At 61.2% G+C, this 23,440-nt stretch carries 24 protein-coding genes; 9 read left to right on the forward strand and 15 right to left on the reverse strand.

What is annotated here, in order from left to right:
* Positions 1 to 156: 156 nt before the first annotated feature.
* Genes G7020_RS03995 through purM form a run of 4 tightly spaced genes read right to left on the reverse strand, consistent with a single transcriptional unit; the run spans position 157 to position 3,297 of the window.
* Entirely contained in the window at positions 157 to 825 is a 669-nt protein-coding gene (locus G7020_RS03995; RefSeq protein WP_181082646.1) for a COG3650 family protein, read from the reverse strand.
* Positions 826 to 871: 46 nt separating this feature from the next.
* Positions 872 to 1,582 carry a DUF3108 domain-containing protein gene (locus G7020_RS04000; RefSeq protein ID WP_181082647.1) on the reverse strand — a complete coding sequence of 237 codons (711 nt, stop codon included), beginning with the start codon at positions 1,580 to 1,582 and terminating at the stop codon, positions 872 to 874.
* Between the two features lie 9 nt (positions 1,583 to 1,591).
* Positions 1,592 to 2,239, reverse strand: a complete 648-nt coding sequence (purN, locus tag G7020_RS04005; RefSeq protein ID WP_181082648.1) for a phosphoribosylglycinamide formyltransferase — start codon at positions 2,237 to 2,239, stop codon at positions 1,592 to 1,594.
* Entirely contained in the window at positions 2,239 to 3,297 is a 1,059-nt protein-coding gene (gene purM / locus G7020_RS04010; protein WP_181082649.1) for a phosphoribosylformylglycinamidine cyclo-ligase, read from the reverse strand. The genes purN and purM overlap by 1 nt, the downstream gene beginning before the upstream one ends.
* A gap of 308 nt (positions 3,298 to 3,605) precedes the next feature.
* Here purM and G7020_RS04015 point away from each other — a divergent pair, with 308 nt between their 5' ends.
* The 3 genes from G7020_RS04015 to hda all read left to right on the forward strand — a co-directional run bounded on the left by G7020_RS04015 (position 3,606) and on the right by hda (position 6,625).
* Positions 3,606 to 4,703 (forward strand): DUF2066 domain-containing protein, encoded by a 1,098-nt coding sequence (locus tag G7020_RS04015; protein ID WP_181082650.1) that lies wholly within the window; start codon positions 3,606 to 3,608, stop codon positions 4,701 to 4,703.
* Positions 4,704 to 4,817: 114 nt separating this feature from the next.
* Positions 4,818 to 5,924, forward strand: a complete 1,107-nt coding sequence (locus G7020_RS04020) for an AI-2E family transporter (protein WP_181082651.1) — start codon at positions 4,818 to 4,820, stop codon at positions 5,922 to 5,924.
* Positions 5,921 to 6,625: a DnaA regulatory inactivator Hda gene (hda, locus tag G7020_RS04025; protein WP_181082652.1), complete on the forward strand. Its 705-nt coding sequence runs from the start codon at positions 5,921 to 5,923 to the stop codon at positions 6,623 to 6,625. The genes G7020_RS04020 and hda overlap by 4 nt, the downstream gene beginning before the upstream one ends.
* 83 nt (positions 6,626 to 6,708) lie before the next feature.
* Here the strand turns inward: hda and G7020_RS04030 are convergent, their stop codons facing one another.
* The 5 genes from G7020_RS04030 to arsC all read right to left on the reverse strand — a co-directional run bounded on the left by G7020_RS04030 (position 6,709) and on the right by arsC (position 11,014).
* Positions 6,709 to 7,662, reverse strand: coding sequence for a hypothetical protein (locus tag G7020_RS04030; RefSeq protein WP_181082653.1), 954 nt, complete (start codon positions 7,660 to 7,662; stop codon positions 6,709 to 6,711).
* A 163-nt stretch (positions 7,663 to 7,825) separates the two neighbouring features.
* The gene (locus G7020_RS04035; protein ID WP_181082654.1) at positions 7,826 to 9,337 is read right to left on the reverse strand and encodes a succinate CoA transferase; all 1,512 of its coding nucleotides are present in this window, start codon (positions 9,335 to 9,337) and stop codon (positions 7,826 to 7,828) included.
* A gap of 318 nt (positions 9,338 to 9,655) precedes the next feature.
* Positions 9,656 to 10,066, reverse strand: coding sequence for a DUF2069 domain-containing protein (locus G7020_RS04040; RefSeq protein WP_181082655.1), 411 nt, complete (start codon positions 10,064 to 10,066; stop codon positions 9,656 to 9,658).
* Positions 10,059 to 10,664 carry an NAD(P)H:quinone oxidoreductase gene (gene wrbA, locus G7020_RS04045; RefSeq protein ID WP_181082656.1) on the reverse strand — a complete coding sequence of 202 codons (606 nt, stop codon included), beginning with the start codon at positions 10,662 to 10,664 and terminating at the stop codon, positions 10,059 to 10,061. Before wrbA ends, G7020_RS04040 begins: the two co-directional genes overlap by 8 nt.
* Positions 10,661 to 11,014 (reverse strand): arsenate reductase (glutaredoxin), encoded by a 354-nt coding sequence (gene arsC / locus G7020_RS04050; protein ID WP_181082657.1) that lies wholly within the window; start codon positions 11,012 to 11,014, stop codon positions 10,661 to 10,663. Before arsC ends, wrbA begins: the two co-directional genes overlap by 4 nt.
* A 101-nt stretch (positions 11,015 to 11,115) precedes the next feature.
* Here arsC and G7020_RS04055 point away from each other — a divergent pair, with 101 nt between their 5' ends.
* The gene (locus G7020_RS04055) at positions 11,116 to 12,372 is read left to right on the forward strand and encodes a virulence factor BrkB family protein (protein ID WP_181082658.1); all 1,257 of its coding nucleotides are present in this window, start codon (positions 11,116 to 11,118) and stop codon (positions 12,370 to 12,372) included.
* Positions 12,369 to 12,827 (forward strand): TlpA family protein disulfide reductase, encoded by a 459-nt coding sequence (locus G7020_RS04060; RefSeq protein ID WP_181082659.1) that lies wholly within the window; start codon positions 12,369 to 12,371, stop codon positions 12,825 to 12,827. The genes G7020_RS04055 and G7020_RS04060 overlap by 4 nt, the downstream gene beginning before the upstream one ends.
* A 93-nt stretch (positions 12,828 to 12,920) precedes the next feature.
* Here the strand turns inward: G7020_RS04060 and G7020_RS04065 are convergent, their stop codons facing one another.
* The 4 genes from G7020_RS04065 to G7020_RS04080 form a co-directional block, all read right to left on the reverse strand.
* A complete protein-coding gene (locus tag G7020_RS04065) occupies positions 12,921 to 13,493 on the reverse strand; it encodes a transglycosylase SLT domain-containing protein (RefSeq protein ID WP_181082660.1) in 573 nt (190 codons plus the stop codon).
* A gap of 5 nt (positions 13,494 to 13,498) precedes the next feature.
* The gene (locus tag G7020_RS04070) at positions 13,499 to 14,452 is read right to left on the reverse strand and encodes a hypothetical protein (RefSeq protein WP_181082661.1); all 954 of its coding nucleotides are present in this window, start codon (positions 14,450 to 14,452) and stop codon (positions 13,499 to 13,501) included.
* Positions 14,453 to 14,460: 8 nt separating this feature from the next.
* On the reverse strand, positions 14,461 to 16,176 hold the full coding sequence (locus tag G7020_RS04075) for a proline--tRNA ligase (RefSeq protein WP_181082662.1): 1,716 nt from the start codon (positions 16,174 to 16,176) through the stop codon (positions 14,461 to 14,463).
* A gap of 163 nt (positions 16,177 to 16,339) precedes the next feature.
* Entirely contained in the window at positions 16,340 to 17,581 is a 1,242-nt protein-coding gene (locus G7020_RS04080) for an OprD family porin (protein ID WP_181082663.1), read from the reverse strand.
* A gap of 434 nt (positions 17,582 to 18,015) precedes the next feature.
* Here G7020_RS04080 and G7020_RS04085 point away from each other — a divergent pair, with 434 nt between their 5' ends.
* Positions 18,016 to 18,441, forward strand: coding sequence for an HIT family protein (locus tag G7020_RS04085; protein ID WP_181082664.1), 426 nt, complete (start codon positions 18,016 to 18,018; stop codon positions 18,439 to 18,441).
* A gap of 1 nt (position 18,442) precedes the next feature.
* Positions 18,443 to 18,649: a SlyX family protein gene (locus G7020_RS04090; RefSeq protein WP_181082665.1), complete on the forward strand. Its 207-nt coding sequence runs from the start codon at positions 18,443 to 18,445 to the stop codon at positions 18,647 to 18,649.
* 27 nt (positions 18,650 to 18,676) lie between these two features.
* On the opposite strand, the gene G7020_RS24245 is transcribed toward G7020_RS04090, so the two are convergent.
* Both G7020_RS24245 and G7020_RS04100 read right to left on the reverse strand, forming a co-directional pair.
* Positions 18,677 to 19,312 (reverse strand): cold-shock protein, encoded by a 636-nt coding sequence (locus tag G7020_RS24245; RefSeq protein WP_181082666.1) that lies wholly within the window; start codon positions 19,310 to 19,312, stop codon positions 18,677 to 18,679.
* A gap of 281 nt (positions 19,313 to 19,593) precedes the next feature.
* On the reverse strand, positions 19,594 to 20,064 hold the full coding sequence (locus tag G7020_RS04100) for a Dps family protein (protein ID WP_181082667.1): 471 nt from the start codon (positions 20,062 to 20,064) through the stop codon (positions 19,594 to 19,596).
* A gap of 362 nt (positions 20,065 to 20,426) precedes the next feature.
* On the opposite strand from G7020_RS04100, the gene aspS reads away from it, so the two are divergent.
* Together aspS and G7020_RS04110 are read left to right on the forward strand one after the other, a co-directional pair.
* Positions 20,427 to 22,202 (forward strand): aspartate--tRNA ligase, encoded by a 1,776-nt coding sequence (gene aspS / locus G7020_RS04105; RefSeq protein WP_181082762.1) that lies wholly within the window; start codon positions 20,427 to 20,429, stop codon positions 22,200 to 22,202.
* Between the two features lie 278 nt (positions 22,203 to 22,480).
* Complete coding sequence (locus tag G7020_RS04110) at positions 22,481 to 23,227, forward strand: YebC/PmpR family DNA-binding transcriptional regulator (RefSeq protein WP_181082668.1); 747 nt, start codon at positions 22,481 to 22,483, stop codon at positions 23,225 to 23,227.
* The last annotated feature ends 213 nt before the right edge of the window (positions 23,228 to 23,440 follow it).

Genomic DNA, 23,440 nt, shown 5'->3' on the forward strand with positions numbered 1-23,440 from the left:
CGGGAAATAATCTCAAGGGTGCTTCTAAAAACGTAGGCGAAGCAGCCAGCGCAAGGCGAAAACAGGCGAAAAAGCGCAGTTTACAGCTGTAAATGAGCATTTTGAGGTTGTTTTCAACGCAGCGATGGCAACGCAGGTAGTTTTTAGAGGTGCTCTTCAGTCGTTGCGCGCGCCGCCATAGTAGGCACAGCCGCGAAGGGTCTGGCCGTCGTCGAGGCGCAGTTCGGCGCTCAGGTGGCTGAGGGCGCCCGAGGCGCTGTCCACGCAGCGCTGCGGCGCGACCCAGAGATTGAGTCGCTGATTGTCGGCTTCGCTGCTGAAGCTGGCTTGCCCACTGGGCAGTTGCTCTTCGAGATAGGGCAGCGCCAGCGGGGGATGATCGGGGCGCTCGAACAGCATGCCCTGGCGGGTGATGCTCAGGCTCCAGAAGGGCTCGTTGCCGCTGGCGCGCAGCATCAGGTGCTGGAAGTTGTCGGCATTGCAGCCGTGGCCTTCGTTCTGCAGGCGATAGACGCGGGTCAGCTGCAGCTGGCCTGTGCCGTCAGCTCTGGAAACCAGTTTGCCGCGCACATCGGCGAACAGGGCCTGACCGCCGTCGCTCCACAGGGCCTGGGCATCGTCCGACAGGCCTGTTGCGGCGGTATCGACGAGTTCCAGCTGGCGCTGACCCTGGCAGGTACGCAGCAGGAGCTGGCCCTCGCTGCGGGTGATCTCGCCTTGCAGGCGTTCCGTCGGCTGGAGCGTGGCGCGCTCATTCCAGCCGAGCATCTGACAGCCGGCGAAGAGTGGCAGCAAGGCAAACAGCAGAGTGCGATGGCTGATCATGGCGTAGCTCGAGGTAGATGAGCGCCAGCGGGCTGGCGCAGAAGGATCAGTTGCCCTTTACGGTTTTGCCGCCGACGATGCCGTCTTCGAGCATGATCTGGTATTCCTTGCCGTCCTTTTCCACCTGATGCAGGCGCACCAGCAGATAGTCCCAGTCGGTGGCGAACCAGAGAATGGTCTGGCGCTTGCTCTGCGTGGGATCGCGCACGCGCTCGACCTTGATCGCATCGACCTGGCCAGCCTTGGTGCTGACCTGTTCCTCGCCCAGCACGCGGAAGTCGTAGGTTTCGATTTCATCGCCATCGACGACCTGGTAACTCATGCTCCGCTCGCCAGCCGCCACGGCATGTTGCAGCGCAATCTGGTAGGTGGACTTGTCCAGCAGCCCACGATTGAGCGGCAGCTTGACCGGATCGCCGCGATCCTCACCGACTACCTGTTTGGCATCCCAGTCGAAGGTGTGCTTGACCGCCTTGCCCTTGCCCAGACCGCTGCGCTTGAGGCGGTAGCTCTGAGGCAGGAAGGTTTCGCCTTCGAGCGCAAAGGTGCTGCGCTCGTTGAGACTGGCGACCAGCATGGAGGCTTCGAAATCGAGCCGCCAGTTGCCATCGTCGAGTTTTTCCAGGCTGCGCTGGGCCGTGCCGCTGACGGGCACCTGTTTCCAGTCCGCCGTGTAGGTGGCGGAGAAGGGCTTGAGTTCCAGGGCGTGGGCCGGCAGGGCCAGTACGGCAAGAGCGAGCAGCAGGGCGCGGCGCATTGGAGTCTCCTAGATTCTTATCAGGTGGCCGGTGACCGGCAGCGGAACGTCGTCCAGCATCGCGCCCTGGGCTGCGAGACGCAAGCGGCCTTCGGCGAACCAGCGAACGGCCAGCGGGTAGATGACATGTTCGGCGGCGTGTACCCGGCTGGTCAGGGCGTCGACGCTGTTATCGCTGCCGATGGTGAAGGCGGCCTGTAGTGCCACGGGGCCACCATCAAGCTCTTCGGTGACGAAGTGCACGCTGCAACCATGCTCACTGTCGCCGGCTTCGAGGGCGCGGCGATGCGTATCCAGTCCCTTGTGCCGGGGCAGCAGAGAGGGATGGATATTGAGCAGACGGCCCTGGTAATAGCGCACGAATGCGGGTGTGAGAATGCGCATGAAGCCGGCCAGCAGCACCAGTTGCGGCGAATACTGGTCGATGATCGCCATCAGCGCGGTATCGAAGGCCTCGCGATCACTGAAGTCCTTGTGCTGCACCACATGGGCGGGAATACCGGCAGCCTGCGCGCGGTGCAGTCCGAATGCTTCGGCGCGATTGGAGATCACCGCGCGGATGCAGGTAGGGTTTTCGTCACCCAGGCTGTCGATCAGGGCCTGGAGGTTGCTGCCAGACCCGGAAATCAGTACGACGACATTGCAGGGTGCGCTCATCAGCGGTTTTTCAGATTGTTCAGCACGACACGCTCGGCATCAGCGCCAGCGGTTGCGATCTCGCCGATGACCCAGGGCGACTCGCCGCTTGCGCGCAGGTTACCGAGAACGCTTTCGACCTGTTCCTGCGCCACGCAGATGACCATGCCGACGCCGCAGTTGAGCACGCGATGCATCTCGTGCTCGTCGACGTTGCCCTGCTGCTGCAGCCAGTCGAACACTGCCGGACGCTGCCAGCTGGCGACGTCGATGACCGCCTGGCTGCCCTCGGGCAGGACGCGCGGGATATTGTCCAGCAGACCGCCGCCGGTGATATGGGCCATGGCCTTGACCGCGCCGGTGTCCTTGATCAGCTTGAGCAGCGGCTTGACGTAGATGCGTGTCGGCGCCATCAGCAGTTCGGTCAGCGGCTTGCCGTCGAGCTGGATCTGCTCGATATCGGCGCCGGCGACTTCGATGATCTTGCGGATCAGCGAGTAACCATTGGAATGCGGGCCGGAAGAGGGCAGCGCGATCAGTGCATCGCCGGCGGCGACTTTCGAGCCATCGATGATTTCGCTCTTTTCCACCACGCCGACGCAGAAGCCGGCCAGGTCGTAGTCTTCGCCCTCGTACATGCCGGGCATTTCGGCGGTTTCACCGCCGACCAGCGAACAGCCGGCCAGCTCGCAGCCGGCGCCGATGCCGGTGACCACGGTGGCGGCGATATCGACGTTGAGTTTGCCGGTGGCGTAGTAATCGAGGAAGAACAGCGGCTCGGCACCGCACACCACCAGGTCGTTGACGCACATGGCGACCAGGTCCTGGCCGATGCTGTCGTGACGGTTCAGGTTCAGCGCCAGGCGCAGCTTGGTGCCCACGCCGTCGGTGCCGGAAACCAGTACCGGCTGCCTGTAGCCGGCGGGAATTTCACAGAGCGCGCCGAAGCCGCCCAGGCCGCCCATGACTTCAGGGCGCGCGGTGCGCTTGGCGACGCCTTTGATGCGTTCGACCAGCGCTTCGCCCGCATCGATATCGACGCCAGCGTCCTTGTAGCTGATGGAGGGTTGCTTGCTCATAGAGAATCCGGACCTGTGAAGGGAATGCGGGGCGACCAGGTCGGAACGAGGCTGAGCCTCGACGTGGCGAGGGCGCCAGACCGGTCTGCGGAAAGCGCGCGATTTTATCAGGCTTGCCGCATAGCGGCCATCCCGCGCATGATTCCTGACCGGTGAAGTTTTGCCTATCCATCGTTGTTTGTCGCCCAACATGCAGCGCAGCGGTTGCCCTGATTCAGGGGCCTGTTTAAGGTGTGAGCCTGATTCCCGGCGGCCTGATGGGCCGTTGCAACCGGGCTTTCCCGTCTGCCCAGCCAGCGAGTACTTTCATGCGTCTTATTCCCCGTCTTTTGACTCTCTGCTGCGCACTGCTGGCCACTTCTTCAGCCATGGCCGCGCCGCTTGCCGATCTGTACAAGGTGCGTGAAGCGGTTGCCACGCAGCGCTCGGATGAGCGCGAGCATGCATTGCGCCAGGCATTCGACACATTGCTGCTGCGCCTGACGGGCGATGCGGATATGCCGAGCGAGGCCGTTGCGCGGCTGCGCCAGGACCCGCAGCAACTGGTCAGCCGATATGTCTATGAAGAAGGTGCGCTGGTGGTGGACTTCGACCCACTCACGACCGAACGTGCGCTGCGCTCCGCCGGGCTGTCGCTGTGGGGCGCGGAGCGCCCCGGTATTCTGGCCTGGTGGCTGGTCGAATCGATCGAAGGCTCCCGGCTCGTGGGTGATGCGCAGGAAGGCACCGCCGATCTGCAGGCCGCCGCCCAGCACCGTGGCCTGCCGTTGCGCCTGCCGCTCGCCGATCTGAGCGAACAGCTTGCCATCACCGCGGAAACCCTGGCCGCGAAAGATCCGCAGGCCCTTCGCGAGCTGTCCGAACGCTACGATGCGGATGGCTTGCTGGCCGTGAGGGCGCGCCAGTCCGGCGAGCGCTGGGAGGCGGACTGGATATTCTGGCTGGCCGACAAGCAGACCCAGGGCAAGGCGAATGGCGATGATCGCGCCGGGCTGGCCGATGCGGTGATGCGGGCGGTCAGCGCATTCCTCGCACCCCACTACCGTGTCGCGCCGGGTGCGACTGCGGAGATCACCCTTGAGGTGCTGGGCGCCGATGTCGAGCGCTTTGCCGAGCTGGATCGTCTGCTGGAGCCCTTCGGCGCGCGTCTGCTGCGGGTGGAAAGTGACCGGCTGGTCTATCAGCTCAACGCGAGCCCCGAGCAGTTGCGAGCGCAGCTTGCCCTGGCGCGACTGCGGGAAGTGCCAGCCGACGAGGTTGCAGCCCCGCTGCCGCTGGATACCGGAGTATCGGCGGATGTCGAAATGCCGCTGGATGCCGAGGCTGCGCTGGCAGAGCCGGATCAGCCTACCGCCGAGCAACCGCAGCAGCCCGACGAAGGCGAAGTGCTGCGCTATCGCTGGTGATGGACGTTCACTCTTTGGCCGGCGCATGGCGCGCCGCATTCCGGTGCGCATGCTGGATTCGCGGCTGCAGCCACCCTGCGGTCCGCGAACATATCTGAACAAGGCACACTGAAGATGACGATTACGCATACCAACCGCTGGCTATGGCTGGCGGCGCTCGTGCTGCTCGGCTGGCTGGTCTATCGGCTTTCGCCGATTCTTTCGCCGTTTCTGGTGGGCATCCTGCTGGCCTATCTGGGCGACCCGCTGGTGGATCGCCTGGAGCGCCGGAACCTTTCCCGTACCTGGGGCGTGATCGTGGTGTTCACGCTGTTTACCTTGCTCTGCATGCTGCTGCTATTGGTGCTGCTGCCGATGCTCGGCAAGCAATTGATGCATTTGTACGAGCTGGCGCCGCAGGGGCTCGACTGGCTGCAGGTCACGGCGCTGCCCTGGGTGCAGACGCGGTTCGGCCTCGAAGAAGACTTCTGGCGCTTCGACCAGCTCAAGAGCGCATTCTCAGGCAACCTCGGCAGCACAAAGGATGTGCTGGCGGTGATCCTCAGTCAGGCGACGGCTTCGAGCCTGGCGCTGCTGGCCTGGCTGGCGAATCTGCTGCTGGTGCCGGTGGTCTGTTTCTATCTGCTGCGTGACTGGGACCTGATCATGGCCAAGTTGCGCGGGCTGCTGCCGCGCCGGCGCGAGCAGACCATCATGCTGCTGATGCGTGAATGCCATGAGGTGATCGGCGCCTTCCTGCGTGGTCAGTTGCTGGTGATGCTGGCGCTGGCGGTGGTCTATTCCGCTGGTCTGATGCTGGTCGGTGTCGAGCTGGGGCTGTTGATCGGGGTGCTGGCCGGGCTCGCCAGCATCGTGCCCTACATGGGCTTCGTGGTCGGCATCGGTGCGGCGATCGTCGCGGTACTGTTCCAGTTCGGTCTCGATCCCTATCCCTTGCTGGGCGTTGTGGCGGTATTCACGGTGGGGCAGATGCTCGAAGGCATGTTGCTGACGCCGCTGCTGGTGGGGGATCGGATCGGCCTGCATCCCGTGGCGGTGATCTTTGCGGTGCTGGCCGGCGGGCAGCTGTTCGGCTTCGCCGGGGTGTTGCTGGCGCTGCCGGTGGCGGCGGTGATCATGGTTCTGCTGCGTCATGTGCATGATCTCTATAAACTCTCCGATTTGTACGCCGAGCCCGTCGTCGAAGCGCCCGCACCCATCGAGCCGCCAAGTCAGCCATGAAACCCATCCAGCTCCCTCTGGGCATCCGTCTTCGTGACGATGCAACCTTCGCCAACTTCTATCCGGGCGCCAATGCTGCTGCGATGGGCTATGTCGAGCGTGTCTGTTCGCCCGAGGCCGGCTGGTCGGATGAGCTGATCTATCTCTGGGGCAATCTTGGCGTCGGGCGCAGTCACCTGTTACAGGCTGCCTGCCTGCGTGTCGAACAGCGTGGTGAGCGGGCTGTCTATCTGCCGCTGGCTGAAGTAGCCGAGTATGGTCCGGCGCTGCTGGATAATCTGGAGCAATGCGAGCTGGTGTGCCTGGATGACCTGGATGCGGTCGCCGCTGACCCGCTTTGGGAAGAGGCGCTGTTCCATCTGTTCAATCGCCTGCGCGACAGCGGGCGCCGTCTACTGCTCGCGGCAGATGCCTCGCCGCGTGAAATCGCCGTGCAGCTGCCCGATCTCAAGTCCCGGCTGAGCCTGGCGCTGGTGTTCCAGCTGCAGCAGCTCTCTGATGAGGACAAGCTGCGCGCGCTTCAGTTGCGTGCCTCGCGGCGTGGCCTGAACCTGCCGGATGATGTGGGTCGTTTCATCCTCACACGCGGCGCAAGGAGCATGAACGCCCTGTTCGAACTCCTCGACCGCCTCGATCAGGCCTCATTGCAGGCCCAGCGCAAACTGACCATTCCCTTCCTCAAGGAAACGCTCGGCTGGTAAACGCCAAGCCGATCTGAAGGCAGGCTGCTCCACGGGGCGGAGCATTCGTGGAAGCGACTTCAGGCGCGAAGGGTTGTGCCAGCCTATGCGTGGATGGAGAGGCTGCCAGGCATGGGTGCTGTCGTTGCGTTCAGGCTGCTTATGGTCTGCTCGACCTGTTTCAGGTCTCTCTCTATTTTATTGAGGTCTTTCTGGTCTTCGCGGTCGGGTTTGCGCTGGGCTGCCTTGGCGGCGGCCACCAGGGCCTTGAGTTCGCGCAGGGTCTCTGCGAGCAGTTTGGCGTCGGAATGGCGTTGGGATTGCCGGCTTCCTGCAGGGCGCTGGGCGTCGAACGAGGTGGGCTGCGGGTGGGGCGCTTCTTCGTCTTCGTTTTCTTCTTCGGCGCTGGCTTGCTGATCGGCAAGTTCTTGCTGGACTTGCGCGGTGAGCGTCTGGGCTTGCTGTTGTTCGTTGCTCTCCGGCATGGATGAGGTGTCAGGGCTGTCGGTCGGCATGCCGGGTTGGCTGGGCAGGGCGCCTGTCTCGCTGTAGGTCAATGTCGGCGTGCTCATGCCGTTGCCGCCTTCGTTCAGCACTTTGGCCGCTGCGGCGAGTGTGCCAGCCAGTTGCTTGAGCTCACGCAGCAGGGCCTTGGAGCCGCCAAAGAGCAAAATCATCCGCTTGAGCATCTGGATGCGTTGATGAACCTGCGCCACCTGCTCGCGAGCGCTGTTTTTGCGGGCTTCATCGAAGCGAGTGGAGAGTGCGCTGCCAAAGGCGTGGGCGGCTTCGCCTGTTTTCTTCAAGGCTGCGCCGAGGGTCTGGCGTACATCAGGCGTGGACTCATCGGACTCGACAGCGGCTTGGGCGATACGTGACGTGCTCGCATCGGCACGCTGGATGAAAGATGCTTTGGAAGCGGTATCGAGAAAGAGGGTCATGCCTGCACTCCTTGCGCTATCCAACCCTATCGGCTGAACGCCTGGAAAGTTGAGGGCGGCGGCAAGTTTCGCAGGTCGTGTTAGTCGAAGGCGTAACCCGACGAGGGCGAGCTGCAACTCTCAAGGAAAGTGCTTCCCTGCTTGCGAAGATACCCACAAAAAATCGCCGGGAGCGATTTTTGACGTCGCGCCAGCGACGGCCCGCAGGGTGGCTGCCAGGGATGGCAGGCCACAAAAAAGGGTCCCTCGCGGGACCCTTTTCAGTTGCTGGCAGTGCCGATTACTTCTTCAGATGCATGGTGCCATGCTCAGCCAGGTTGGCGTGCCAGGAGAAGGCTTTTTCCAGTACGTGCGGAGTGTGGCCGCCGCGCGCCTTGGCCTCTTCCAGATAGTCATAGGCTTGCTGCTTGTAATCGGGATGCATGCAGTTTTCGATGATGCGCTGAGCCGCTTCGACGGGCGCGAGGCCGCGCAGATCGGCGTAGCCCTGTTCGGTGATGATGCAGTCCACATCGTGGTTGGTATGGTCGATGTGGGTTGCGAACGGCACGATCGAAGAGATCTTGCCCTGCTTCGCCGTGGAGGTGGTCACGAAGATGCTGATGCGTGCGTTACGGGCGAAGTCACCCGAACCGCCGATACCGTTCATCATGTGGGTACCGCTGACGTGAGTGGAGTTCACGTTGCCGTAGATATCGGCTTCCAGCGCAGTGTTGAAGGAAATGATACCCAGGCGGCGGATGACTTCAGGATGGTTGGAGATTTCCTGCGGACGGAATACCACCTTGCCTGCGTACTTGGCCATGTCGGAAGCCAGGTTGTCGACGCGCTTCTTGGACAGCGAGAAGGCGGTGCCGGCAGCGAACTTCACCACGCCAGCGTCGATCAGGTCGAATACGCCGTCCTGCAGTACTTCCGAAGCCACCACCAGGTCTTTGAACTCGGAGGTGCGCATGCCGTTCAGTACGGCGTTGGCTACGGAACCCACACCGGACTGCAGCGGAGCCAGGCTGTTGGTCAGGCGACCGGCTTTTACTTCTGCGCGGAGGAAGTCCAGCAGGTTGTCGGCGATCTGCTGGGTTTCTTCGTTCGGTTCGAACAGCGGCGACGGGATGTCCGGCTGGCTGGACAGGACGATGCCGCGAACCTTGGCCGGATCAACCGGGATGCCCACGGTGCCGATACGGGTACTGATGTCATAGACAGGGATGTCTTTACGAGCGTTTTCACCGGCAGGGCCAGGCACATAGATATCGTGCATGCCCTCGTACTCGCGCGGAGCGGAGGTGTTCAGCTCGATGATCACGTGCTTGGCGGTCTGTACGAAGATCGGCGAGTTACCCACGGAGCCGGTCGGAATGATCTGGCCGTCTTCGGTAATGGCTGCCGCTTCGATGATCGCGTAGTCGACCTGAGGCAGGACGCCCTGGCGGATCAGCTCTGCCATGTGGGACAGATGCTGGTCGATATAGAGGACTTCACCGGCGTTGATTTTCTTGCGCTGGACCGGGTTGCCCTGATAGGGAATGCGCTTGTTGATGATGCCGGCTTCAGCCATGGATTGGTCAGCGGCAGGCCCCATGGAGGCGCCGGTGAACAGGTTGACCTTGAACTTCTCTTTTTGGCCGCGCTCAGACAATGCTCTGGGGAATTCTTTTGGCTCACCGAACAGAGTGAAGCCACTCATGCCCAGTGTCATGCCGTCTTCGATCCACGATGCAGCTTCTTCTGCGGAAACGACTTTATCCAGGAATGCAGCATTGCGAATGTATTTGTTCAAATCCGTTGTCATGAAGTCACCGTAGAATTCGTCTCATGAATGTCTGTCGAGGTTCTGCATCCGTGATTTACCTGGCGCCCTGAAAGGCGCTGGATGCAGCTGTCTTCCAAACTGGAAGGCAAAAACCCGACTCTTTTACCACCCGCACTTGCGGAAGTCCATTGAGGGTGGTGTGCATGCAATTTTACATTCCCCAAGGGGCTATTCCCGTTTCGTCGAATCACGAGGGAACGGGAGCAGGCCCTACTTGCTCGCCCCATTCTAGGGTTCCCTGCTTTTTTGGCAGTTATACGAAAGTCGATGGTTCAGGTTGCATCGAAATGCTCCCGATCAGCTCTCGCCAGCGGCTTTTCGCTCGTACTGATAGCCCCAGCGGGTGTAGAGCAGGGCACTGATGAACAAGGTCAGACTGATACTCGCTTCCAGCCAGCCATAGATCATTCGTGCCGGGTCGATGGCAGCAAGTACACCCTGGATAAAGTACAGATTGACGATAAAGCAGGTCCAGGCATGCGCGCGGGGGCTGCCGCCTATCATTCCGGGCGCGACCAGCAGCAAGGGAATCAGCTGAATGCTGATCACCACCCAGGTACGCGCGCCGTAGAGTTCGGCAAATGCCAGGTTCCAGACCAGCAGTAATGCGGCGAGGGCGACAAAGCTGACCATGCTGATCGTCCGGCTGATCTTGACTCGCGGTTTCAGCCATTCGAGCGTCGGCAACGGCTTTTTCTTTCTAGCCACGTTTGCACTCCAGTGCGGTTGCTGTGCGGGCCAGGCGTTCGCCGAGAGCACGACACAGAGTAATTTCATGCTCGTCCAGCGGGCGCTTGCCATCCGCTCCGGCGAAATGGCTGGGACCGTAGGGGGTGCCTCCACCGCGTGTTTCCAGCAGTGCGCTTTCGCTGTACGGCAGGCCCATCAGCAACATGCCGTGATGCAACAGTGGCAGCAGCATGGAGAGCAGGGTGCTCTCCTGGCCACCGTGCAGGCTGGCGGTGGACGTGAAGGCGCCGGCTGGCTTGCCGACCAGTTCACCGGTCAGCCAGAGACCGCTGGTGCCGTCGAGAAAGTATTTCAGCGGGGCGGCCATGTTGCCGAATCGGGTCGGGCTACCGAGCGCCAGGCCTGCGCAGTTCTTCAGGTCGTCGAGCGTTGCGTAGATTGCGCCCTGTTCCGGGATGCTCGGCGCAACGGCCTCACACTCGGTGGAAACGGCAGGCACGGTGCGCAGTCGTGCTTCGAGCCCGACCTGTTCCACGCCACGGGCAATCTGCCGGGCCATTTCCTCCGTGGCGCCGTGGCGGCTGTAATACAGCACCAGAATATAGGGCGCGCTCATGGCAGGATCTCCAGTACCTTTTCCGGCGGTCGACCAATTACTGCTACATCGCCAGCAGTCAGGATCGGACGCTCGATAAGGCGGGGATGAGCGGCCATCGCTGCAATGAGCTGTGCGTCGCTGAGCGCAGGGTCAGACAGGTTGAGGTTGCTGTATTCCTCTTCGCCGCTGCGCAGCAACTGTCGCGGGGTGATGCCCAGGCTGGCAAGGAGCACCCGGAGTTCGCTCGCTGTGGGCGGCGTTTCCAGATAGTGGACGATGGTCGGCTGCAGACCACGCTCTTCGAGCAATTCCAGGGCCTGTCGTGATTTCGAGCAGCGTGGATTGTGGTAAAGGGTGAGTTCGGTCATTTGAGGTTGCTTCGCGCCAATGTAGTTGGTCATTCTAACCTTCAAAGCGGCGATGACTGAAACGCTGGCAGGCAGCAGCAGGCGTTCACCGAGGAGATGGAATGCAGCAACGGATCAACGATTTCGTGGAGTTCTGCCGTTTTCTGGTGCAGCGTTTTCTCGTGGATCACGGGCCTCAGAGCGCGGCGGCGCTGACCTACACCACGCTGTTCGCGGTGGTGCCGATGATGACCGTCACCTTCGCCATGCTTTCGGCCATTCCGGCCTTCCAGGGCGTGGGCGAGCAGATTCAGATGTATATCTTCAACAACTTCATTCCCTCGACGGGCGCAACCATTCAGGAATACCTGGTCGCCTTCACCAATCAGGCGCGGCAACTGACCTGGTTTGGTGTGGGTTTTCTGATGGCGACGGCGCTGATGATGTTGCTGACCATCGAAAAGGCTTTCAACCTGATCTGGCGCGTGCGTCAGCCGCGCCGGGGGATGTCGAGCTTCCTGCTGTACTGGGCGATTCTCAGCCTCGGCCCGCTGTTGCTTGGCGCGGGTTTCGCCATGAGCACCTATATCGCCTCGTTGTCGCTGCTGTCCGGCCCCTACGCGCTGATCGGCGCTGGCACCATGCTCAAGGCGATGCCGCTGCTGCTGAGCATTGCCGCCTTCACGCTGATTTACGCCGCCGTGCCCAATACCCGTGTGCCGCTGCGGCATGCGCTGGTCGGCGGTATTTTCACGGCGGTGCTGTTCGAGGCGGCCAAGCAGGTGTTCGGCCTGTACGTCAGTTACTTTCCCAGCTATCAGCTGATCTACGGCGCTTTTGCCGCTGTGCCGTTGTTTCTGCTGTGGATTTACCTGTCCTGGATGATCGTGCTGTTCGGGGCCGAGCTGGTCTGCGGCCTGTCGTCTTCGCAACAATGGCGACGTCAGCCGGCGCCTCGCTTGCTGGTGATGCTGGCGCTGCTGAGGATTTTCTACCAGCATCAGCAGGCCGGACGCGCAGTGCGGCTCAGAGATGCCCATCGCAACGGCTGGTTGTTGCCTGAGGATGAGTGGGACGAGATACTGGAATTCTTCGAGCGCGAGCGTCTGGTCTGTCGCACTGGCTCGTCCGGTTGGGTCATGTCTCGGGATCTGCATCATTACAGCTTCGATCAGTTGCTGCGCAGTAATCCCTGGCCGCTTTCGGGCATGCACGCGCTGCCTGAGCAGTTGGATGAGCCTTGGTACCCGGCTTTGCGTCAGGCCATGGAGTCGCTGCAGGAAGAGCGGTCGAAGCTATTCGGCGGTAGTGTTGCCGATTGGCTGCAGGCGGAGTCGGCAAGCGCGCCTGCGGGTGATGATGCAAGGAGTCGAGAATGATCAAGCGATCCCTGATGGGATTCAGTCTGCTGGCCTGCCTGGCGTTGGCGGGCTGCAGTGAAGACTGGGGACCGGACCAGCATGGTGCGCAAGTGACGGCGCAGCAACTCGACGGCCAGTGGCTGGTGATCAACTACTGGGCGGAGTGGTGTGGACCGTGCCGCACCGAGATTCCCGAGTTGAATGCACTGGATGATGCGCACGGCGACATCACCGTACTGGGCGTCAATTTCGATGGGCTGCAGGGGGAAGAGCTGGCGACGGCGGCAACTGATCTGGGGATCGATTTCCGCGTGCTCAGCCTCGATCCCGCCGAGCGCCTGGATCTGCCACGCAGTGCGGTACTGCCGGTGACCTATCTCGTCGATAGCGCCGGAAAGGTACGCCAACGGCTGGTGGGTGAACAGACCGCCGAAGGGTTGCAGACGCAACTGCAAGAGTTAAGGCAGCGTTAAGCGCGGCAAGCCTCAAGCTACAAGTAAAAGCGCCACTCTAGCTCTTGCTCTTAACTTGCAGCTTGTAGCTTGTAGCTTGCGGCTTACAGCTGCTTAAGGTTTCACGTACCAGAAGTCCTGCCAGAAGCCGATGACCTTGCTGGGATAGCGGGTCTGGCCGAGGCTGCCGTTGTAGCGGGCGAGGGCGCGGTTGATGTCGCCTTTTTCGCGCTTGAGGTAGTAGCTGAGGATGGTGCAGCCGTAGCGCAGGTTGGTCGCGTTGTCGGTGAGGTTGTCCTGTGGGCGACCAAGTTCGGCTTTCCAGAAGGGCATGACCTGCATCATGCCCTGCGCGCCCACGCTGGAGATGGCGAAGCGGTCGAAATGGCTTTCGGCATGGATCAGCGCCAGCACCAGTTCGGGTCTGAGCCCGGCCTTGCTGGCTTCCTGGTGCACCAGGCGCAGCAGGGACAGGCGTTCCTGGGCGTCGGGCAGATAGCGTTTGAGTCGGGCGGACATGTCCACCAGCCAGACTTCGGCCTCGAAGCGATCCTGAAAGCTGTCCGCCTCGGCGACGGTTTTCTGCAGCAGGTCGCGCAGTTCCGGCTCGGGCGCCTGGCGCAGATTCGCCGAGGCCGGCAGCACGAACGCCAGCCACAGCATCAGCAGGCAGGCGCGCAGCTTCATCTTCCTCAGTCGTCTTCGCCGAGGTCGCTGGCCTGGCGACCGGCGTCCTGCAGCAGGCTGCGCAGAAACTCCTGCTGCAGCTCGGGGTCATTGCGCGTCAGCTCCACCAGGCTCTGTTCGAGTTCGCTGGCTTCCTCTTCCAGCCCCAGCTCCGAGAGGCGCTTGACGCGATGCACCCACTGGCCCACATCGTCGCCTTCGAGGTCGTTGAAGATCAGCTCGTGGGCTTCGAGGAGCTTGCTGCGCAGGCTGCGGCTGACCAGCAGCGTGGCATCGGCGTGAGTGGCGTCCTGCGGGTCTTCGACCTGCAGTTGCAATTTGCCGATCAGGCTGATGTCCTGCTCGGCGAAGGGGCCGTCGAGCAGGTTCAGGCGCAGCAGGCCGTTGCGGTCGGTGCTCAATTCATGCGTCTCGGCGCCTGCCGTGACCAGCACCGGGCGTTCGGCCCAGGGCAGGCTGGAGTATTCCAGGCGTGCATCCCGGCGTTGTTCTTCCAGGCTGGCCAGGTTCTGTTGCGAGCGGCCATTGGATTCGACGTTGAGAAAGGGGTTGAGCCCTGCAAAGCCATAGTTGATCCAGCCGCGTGTGGCGCTTTCCGGCAGTTTGCCGAGCATCACCACGTTGAGCACGTTGGCGCCCACACCAGCGACTACGGCAACGGCGCCCAGGGGGATTTCGTAAAGCTTGCGCCATGCCTGGTACGGCGTGTAGCGGTCGTAGCGGCGTGTCACTTCGATGTCGGTGACTTCCCAGGTTTTCTGGTCGAGTACGCGGATACGCCGCTGCGGCAGCTCCAGCAAGGGCTCGCCCACCTCGATACGCAGGCTGTGATCGAGCAGCTTGCGCTCGGTGCGCGCCTCATGTTCGCTGCGTTGCGGCAGGTGATTGGCGCAGCCGCCAAGCAGCAGCGCCACGCAAAGCGTGGCGCTGGTTGAAGCCAGAATACTTCGGTTGAGCATGATGTCCGTCAGCGATTGACACGCGAATTGATGAACTCAAGGATGTCGGCGGCAGGTACGGCCTGGCTCTGGGCATCGCGACGATGCTTGTATTCCAGGGTGCCTTCGGCGAGGCCGCGATCACCGATGACGATGCGATGCGGGATGCCCACCAACTCCATATCCGCGAATTTGACGCCCGGACTGGTCTTCTTGTCACGGTCATCGAGCAGAACGTCGTAACCGGCGGCGGTAAGCTCGGCATAGAGCCCGTCGGTCGCTTCACGGACGGCTTCGTTTTCGTACTTCATCGGCACCAGGGCGATCTGGAAGGGCGCCAGGGCCTCCGGCCAGAGAATGCCGCGCTCGTCGTAGTTCTGCTCGATGGCGGCGGCGACCACACGCGATACACCGATGCCGTAGCAGCCCATGGTCAGGGTGACCGGCTTGCCGTTCTCGCCCATGACGCTGCAGTTCATGGCTTCGCTGTACTTGGTGCCGAGCTGGAAGATATGCCCGACCTCGATGCCGCGCTTGATCACCAGGGTGCCCTGGCCATCGGGGCTCGGATCACCGGCCACCACGTTGCGCAGGTCGGCGATTTCCGGCAGCGGCAGGTCGCGCTCCCAGTTGAGGCCGAAATAGTGTTTGTCATCGCTGTTGGCGCCAGCGGCGAAGTCGCTCATCAGTGCTACGGAACGGTCGATGACGCAGTCGATCGGCAGGTTCAGCGGGCCGAGCGAGCCAGGGCCGGCACCGATGGCGGCGCGGATTTCGGCTTCGGAAGCGAACACCAGCGGGCTTGCCACCTGGGCCAGGTTCGCCGCCTTGATTTCGTTCAGCTCATGGTCGCCACGGACGATCAGCGCTACCAGCTGGCCTTCTTCCGAGCCGTGCACCACCAGAGTCTTGATGGTTTTTTCGATGGCGAGCTGGAACTGTTCGACCAGGTCGGCAATGGTACGGGTATCGGGTGTATCGACCAGGCGCAGTTCCTCGGTCGCGGCGCCACGCTCGGTTTCACGCGGAATCGCCTCGGCCTTTTCGATATTGGCAGCGTAATCGGAGCTGTCGCTGAAGGCGATATCGTCCTCGCCGGATTCGGCCAGTACGTGGAACTCATGGGAGCCGGTGCCGCCGATGGAGCCGGTATCGGCCTGCACGGGGCGGAAGTTCAGGCCCAGACGGGTGAAGATGTTGCAGTAGGCCTGGTGCATGCGGTCGTAGGTTTCCTGCAGCGACGGCTGGTCGGCATGGAAGGAGTAGGCGTCCTTCATCAGGAACTCGCGACCACGCATCAGGCCGAAGCGCGGGCGGATCTCGTCGCGGAACTTGGTCTGGATCTGGAAGAAGTTGATCGGCAACTGCTTGTAGCTGTTGAGTTCGTTGCGGGCCAGGTCGGTGATGACTTCCTCGTGGGTGGGACCGACGCAGAACTCGCGGTCGTGGCGATCCTTGAGGCGCAGCAGCTCGGGGCCGTACTGCTCCCAGCGACCGGATTCCTGCCACAGTTCGGCGGGCTGGATCGCCGGCATCAGCACTTCCAGGGCTCCGGCCTTGTTCATCTCGTCACGCACGATGGCTTCGGCCTTGCGCAGCGCGCGCAGGCCCATGGGCATCCAGGTGTACAGGCCGGAAGCCAGCCTGCGGATCATGCCGGCACGCAACATCAGCTGGTGGCTGATGACCACTGCATCGGATGGAGTTTCTTTCAGGGTCGAAAGCAGGAACTGACTGGTGCGCATGAGGGCCGTGGTGTCCTTGCAAGAGCGAAAATTTGGCTGGGCATTGTACGGTGCGGGGAATGCGGCGTACAGAATGCGGGGCTGGATTGGAAAGCTTTGCCGAAACGAAAGAGCCCGGCTTTCGCCGGGCTCCATTTTGCTTCGAATAGCTGAGGCGCCTGGGTTACAGGATGCTCAGGGGGTATTCGATGAACAGACGCCACTCGTTCAGGTCGTTCCAGTATCCGTTGCTGGTACGCAGGATAGAGTTTCGTGCTCTCAGGCTCAGGTCCTTCGCTGCACCGCTCTGTACGGTGTAAGAAACCTGGTTGAAGATTTCCCTGTTGGTTCCTTCGCCAGTGCCGCCGTAGTACTCCATATCGATGTTGCTGCCGCGCAGATAAGCGGTTTTCCAGAACAGGCCCGGCACGCCATACCCGGTGAAGTCCAGCTCATAGCTGGCTTGCCAGGAACGCTCATCCTTGGCATTGAAGTCGGAAAGGAAGGAGTTGGCGACCCAGATCGCGCCGCCGCCGTCACCGTTGTCGTACAGGTAGCCGGTGTCACCCGAAACGCGCTGGTGAGCGATGATGAAAGCGTGTGATCCGACAGAATACTTGGCCGACAGGCTCCAGATGGTGTTGTCGTCCACGCTCTCGCCGGTCGCACCTGCGAAGCGCTGATCGATATCATCTGTTTTGTAATAGTTGAAGTCGAATGCCAGCGATTGATCATCGGACAGCGGCATGACGTAGTTGATGTTGGCGTACTTCTTGTCGTAGGTGTCTTCGACATCGGAGAAGTACAGAGAGGCGCTCAGGTTTTCATTGAAGGCATAGGTGCCGCCAAAAACGTCGAGGCTTTTCAGGCGACCATCATCGCGAGCAGGAGAGCCCATGGGGCTGTCTGCGGTGAAACGACCGGCATTCAGTTCCAGGCCTTCGATTTCGTTGCTGGTGACCAGGGTGCCGGTGAATGCTTGCGGAAGCAGGCGGGAATCATCGGATGCGATTACCGGTAGCCCCACAAACTGATTGCCATACTTGGCAGTGGTATTGGAGAGGCGAAGTTTGATGGCTGCTCCGGCTTCCGAAAGGTCATCTTCCCAGTTTTTCGGTTCGCCTGGGAACATATCGCCCTGGCCGCCATCAAGTTTTACACCCAACAGACCGTAAGCATCGATGCCTACGCCAATGGTGCCTTGAGTGAAGCCAGACTCAAAGGTAGCGATGAAGCCCTGACCCCAAGTATTGACGTCGTCGTTGCCGTCTTTATGGTCGCGATTCCAGTAGGTATTACGCAGCAACAGATCCAGCTTCGCATCTTCGACGAAGCCCTTGGATTCGGATTGCTGGCTGGCGAAAGCCATTTGGGAAGTGCCCGCGGCGACTGCCAGGGCGATTACGCTCCACTTCATCACGCTCATTGTGATTGCTCCTCGGTTTCAAACGGCTGCCTGCTTTCGAGAGAAAGAGACATCTTTTTTGCTATTCGATTTCGGTTCCTGTTGACCCGGCTGATTGCTGTCACGACAGAATCAGAAAAATATTTCCTGAAATTACTGTGTAGCCGGGGAAGCTCGTGACGGCAAGTGTAACCCGGCTCTTCTGCTTTTCTCCTGCCTGTTTTCAGCCTTTACTGACCTACAGCAATAATCATGCACAAAGTCTTAAAAGGTGATTTTGTGCCTCGCACGTGTTGCTGTCCATCCTCTGATCGCGCCAAAGCAGAGCGCTTTTGAGCCATCCGTGCGCTCGTCTGGTGCGAGCCGCTGTGGTGGCTGGTGGAGTATTCTTCACCCGACGATACGGCGCGGCACTCGATGTTGCGTCGATTCCCGACATGAGCAGGAGTGCGATTATGTTCGTTCTTGATTCGCGCCTGGAGCAGGACACTCTGCCGCTGGGTGATTTTCCGTTGTGCCGACTGCTGTTGATGAATGATTCCAGCTATCCCTGGTTCATCCTCGTGCCACGCCGCGAAGAGGTCAGTGAACTGTTTCAACTCGATGGTGCCGATCAGCAATCGCTATGGCGTGAAGCGACGGCGCTGGCCGAGACGCTGAAAGACACCTTCGGCGCCGACAAGATGAATGTTGCGACGCTTGGCAATATGGTCAGCCAGTTGCACATGCACGTCATCGCCCGCCGCCGGGACGATGCGGCCTGGCCGGCGCCCGTCTGGGGGCATCAGCCTGCGCGGCCCTACACTGACGAACAGGTTGCGGCCATCCGGCAGAAGTTCAGGCTTGTGTTGACCGATGATTTTCGTTTTGCGGAGTCATGAGATGGAGCTGGAGCGACGTATCGCCGATCTTGAAACGCGCCTGGCCTTCCAGGACGACACGATTCAGGCGCTGAACGATGTGCTGGTTGCCCAGCAGGCGGCTGTCGAGCGGCTGCAGGCACAATTGAAGATGCTGGCCAGGCGCCAGGAGGATATGCAGAGCGGGATCGGGATAGAGGGGGATGAGGCGCCTCCGCCGCATTACTGAGGTTTCGCGGCGGAGGTTGACGAGGGGTCAGTGGTTGGTCTGCACTACGTCTTCGGCTTGCAATCCCTTGTCGCGCATCATGATGGTGAATTCCACGCGCTGGCCTTCAACCAGAATGCGGTGGCCATCGCCGCGAATGGCGCGAAAGTGGACGAATACATCGTCACCGCTGTCGCGTGAGATAAAGCCAAACCCCTTCGAAGTGTTGAACCATTTGACCGTCCCGGTCTCGCGACCGGCGGAAGGTGCGGCAGTGTTCATTGGGGCGCTTTTTGTACGTGCAGCCGTTACGGGAGCGTGGCGCACAGGCTGTACCTGGCCGGTCTGGGCGGTGGCCAGATGCAGTACGACGGCGATAAATGCCGGTAGCAGGCTGGCAAGCGTAGCAGGCTGGCCTGCAATGGCGGCTATCGGGGCCAGCAGCACCAGGGCCTGAATCACGACAGCTGCAATCAGCAATGCGGACACGGCAAGGATGATAGGACGGGTACGATCATTGCTGTCTGGTTGCGCAAACGAAGCGAACTGTGCGTTCAGCAGGCCCAGCAGCAGCAGGCAAAGCGCCTCGGGTTGTATAAGGGGTGACAAGCCGCTGGAAAGGCTGGGAACGAATGACAGCACAAGGGCGGCAACGCCCGTCAATACATGAACGATCTTAAGCATTGTTATGACTCACAGTTGAATAGCACGATGGAAAAAGCGGCAGGAACCGGGCGAAAGGAATGTGCAGACAGACGATAAATCGTTTGCCTGGCTTTGAGGTGCCCAGGCTGCGGCGCGGGCGTATTTAACAGTAAAGGGGAGCGCTGCTCAAATCGCGTGCCTGGTGGGCGGGGTGGTTCCGGCGGGTGGGGTGGCAAGCCGTATCGTGATCGGGACATTGCCGGCAGGCTCTGGACAGTCGCTTGCGCAACTGTCCAGGATGAACGAGGCGATGCCTTGCCTCAGGCGGCCAGCAGGCTGCGCAGCATCCACGCTGTTTTTTCGTGAATCTGCATGCGTTGGGTCAGAAGGTCTGCAGTCGGCTCGTCGCTGACTTTTTCCAGCAAGGGGAAAATGCCGCGTGCGGTGCGCACGACCGCTTCCTGGCCTTCTACCAGTAGCTTGATCATTTCTTCGGCGGAGGGGACGCCTTCCTGCTCCTTGATCGAGGACAGCTTGGCGTATGCGGCATAGGTGCCGGGAGCCGGAAAGCCCAGGGCGCGAATGCGCTCGGCAATGTCATCCACGGCCAGGGCCAGTTCGGTGTACTGCGTCTCGAACATGGTGTGCAGGGTGTTGAACATCGGGCCTGTCACATTCCAGTGGAAGTTGTGCGTTTTCAGGTACAGCGTGTAGGTGTCCGCGAGCAGTCGGGACAAGCCTTCTGCGATGGCGGCGCGATCCTGTTCGCCAATACCGATGTCGATTTTCATGATTTTTCTCCTGATCGATGAAGTAGCTGTAGTTATGCCAGAAAACATGGCGTGCTGCATATGTGCGTGGCGAGTTCGTTCTTTGAAGTCGCCCGGGGGAATCGGTTTCATTTTCTTGCACATGCTCTCGACGAGGCTAGGGTGTCGCCAGCGGCTGCGTCGGAGCGATTATGTGGATATAATCTCGCGCTTGTGCCCGGCGACCCGCTTTCCTGTGGGCGACGCCAGCGCTTGATCACGATTGCCTGCATCAGTCCGTATAGCGAGTGATGCGGTTCGACAGGATGCTTGTGCGGTGTCCTGTGACCAGTCGCACCTTGCGCGACCCGATGAATTTCAAGATACGAGAAGCGAACCCCACCATGATGCGCAGCCACTATTGCGGCCAGTTGAACGAAAGCCTGGACGGCCAGGAAATCACTCTTTGCGGTTGGGTCCATCGCCGCCGCGACCACGGCGGGGTCATTTTCCTCGACGTGCGTGATCGCGAAGGCATGGCCCAGGTGGTGTTCGATCCCGACCGCGCCGAGACGTTCGCTGCCGCCGACCGGGTGCGCAGCGAGTATGTCGTGAAGATCACCGGCAAGGTCCGCCTGCGCCCGGAAGGCGCGCGCAACCCGAACATGGCCTCCGGCGCCATCGAAGTGCTGGGCTATGAGCTGGAGGTATTGAACGAGGCGGAGACCCCGCCGTTCCCGCTCAACGAATACAGCGACGTGGGCGAGGAAACTCGTCTGCGCTACCGCTTCATCGACCTGCGCCGCCCGGAAATGGCCGAGAAGCTCAAGTTGCGCTCCAGTATCACGACCAGCATCCGTCGTTATCTGGATGAAAACGGTTTCCTCGATGTCGAGACGCCGATCCTGACCCGCGCCACCCCTGAAGGCGCCCGCGATTATCTGGTGCCCAGCCGCACCCATCCCGGCAGCTTCTTCGCCCTGCCGCAGTCGCCTCAGCTGTTCAAGCAGCTGCTGATGGTGGCCGGCTTCGATCGTTACTACCAGATCGCCAAGTGCTTCCGCGACGAAGACCTGCGCGCCGACCGCCAGCCGGAATTCACCCAGATCGACATCGAGACCAGCTTCCTCGACGAATCCGACATCATCGGCATCACCGAAGGCATGGTGCGCAAGCTGTTCAAGGAAGTGCTGGGCGTCGAGTTCGGCGAGTTCCCGCACATGCCATTCGAGGAAGCCATGCGTCGCTACGGCTCGGACAAGCCGGACCTGCGTATCCCGCTGGAGCTGGTCGATGTCGAAGACCAGCTCAAGGACGTCGAATTCAAGGTGTTCGCCGGCCCGGCCAACGATCCCAAGTGCCGCGTTGCCGCGCTGCGCGTGCCGGGCGGGGCGAGCATGCCGCGCAAGCAGATCGACGACTACACCAAGTTCGTCGGCATCTACGGTGCCAAGGGCCTGGCCTACATCAAGGTCAACGAGCGCGCCAAGGGTGTCGAAGGTCTGCAGTCACCGATCGTCAAGAACATCCCGGAAGCCAACCTCGATGCGATCCTCGATCGCGTGGGTGCGGTCGATGGCGATATCGTCTTCTTCGGCGCCGACAAGGCCAAGATCGTGTCCGAGGCGCTGGGTGCGCTGCGCATCAAGCTGGGGCATGACCTGAACCTGCTGACCTGCGAGTGGGCACCGATGTGGGTGGTGGACTTCCCGATGTTCGAGGAAAACGACGACGGTTCGCTGTCGGCGTTGCACCATCCCTTCACTGCACCCAAGTGCTCTCCCGAGGAACTGGAAGCCAATCCGGGCGCCGCACTGTCGCGCGCCTACGACATGGTACTCAACGGCACCGAGCTCGGTGGCGGCTCCATCCGTATTCATCGCAAGGACATGCAGCAGACCGTATTCCGCATCCTCGGCATCGACGAGGCGGAGCAGAACGAGAAGTTCGGCTTCCTGCTCGATGCACTGAAGTACGGTGCGCCGCCGCACGGTGGCCTGGCCTTCGGCCTGGACCGTCTGGTGATGCTGATGACCGGCGCGCAGTCGATCCGTGAAGTGATCGCCTTCCCGAAAACCCAGAGCGCGGCGGACGTCATGACCCAGGCGCCGGGTGCGGTGGACAGCAAGGCACTGCGCGAATTGCATATTCGCCTGCGCGAGCAGCCCAAAGCCGAATAACGGCAAAGCCGGAGCCCAGGGAAACCTGGGCTTCTGCGTTATAGCTAGCAGGCTGTTGAAAAACGTAGGCGAGGCAGGCAAGACGAGGCGCAACGACCAACGGGAGTAACAGTCGTAGGCTGACCCGAAGGGCGAGCGCAGCGAGTCAAAACAGCCGAAGAAGCGGAGTTTAGGTGTTCTAAATGAGCATTCTGAGGCTGTTTTTAACGACGTATTGTCAACGCAGGTAGTTTTTCAACGGCCTGCAAGAAGAAAGTTGATCAAAGAGGGAGACAGTTATGGCTGGTCATTCCAAATGGGCCAACATCAAGCACCGCAAGGGGCGCCAAGACGCCAAGCGCGGCAAGATCTTCACCAAGATCATTCGTGAGCTGACCGTTGCCGCCAAGAGCGGCCCGATCCCGGCGGACAACCCGCGCCTGCGCCTGGCAGTGGACAAGGCGCTGGTCGCCAACATGTCGCGAGACGTGATCGACCGCGCCATCGCCCGTGGCGCCGGCAACAACGAGGCCGACAATGTCGTCGAGCTGAGCTATGAAGGTTACGCACCCAGCGGCGTGGCGATCATCGTCGAGGCCATGACCGACAACCGCAACCGCACTGCTGCCGAAGTGCGTCATGCCTTCAGCAAGCATGGCGGCAACCTGGGCACCGATGGTTCGGTCGCCTACATGTTCGACCGCAAGGGGCAGATCAGTTTTGCCGCCGGCGTTGACGAAGATGCGCTGATGGAAGCGGCATTGGAAGCGGGTGCCGATGATGTGGAAATGGGTGATGACGGCTCGGCGCTGGTCTCCACCAGCTTCGCCGATTTCCATGCCGTCAACGAGGCGCTGAGTGCTGCCGGCTTCAAGGGCGAGGAGGCGGAGATCGCGATGATTCCTTCGATTGCCGCACCGCTCGCCGATCTGGAAACCGCCCAGAAGGTGCTGCGCCTGATCGACGCGCTGGAAGATCTGGACGACGTGCAGAATGTCTACCACAACGCCGAGATTCCGGACGAGATCGTGGAACAGCTGGATTGAGGCCTTAGGTGAGTCGAAGCCGGAAGTACCTCGGTGCTTCCGGCTTTTTGTTGTCGCCGTACAGTCTTCGGGTTCTGTAGGGCCGAATTCATTTGGCCATGGATTCGAGAAGGCCGAACAGGTTCGGCCCTGCGGGTTTCGTCGCGAGCGCGGAGTTATGTGGCTAGCCGCCGCGCCATGAGCTCCCTATACTTGCCGCTGGATAAATAGACA

The sequence above is a fragment of the Stutzerimonas stutzeri genome (assembly GCF_013522825.1).
GTDB lineage: Bacteria > Pseudomonadota > Gammaproteobacteria > Pseudomonadales > Pseudomonadaceae > Stutzerimonas > Stutzerimonas stutzeri_AK.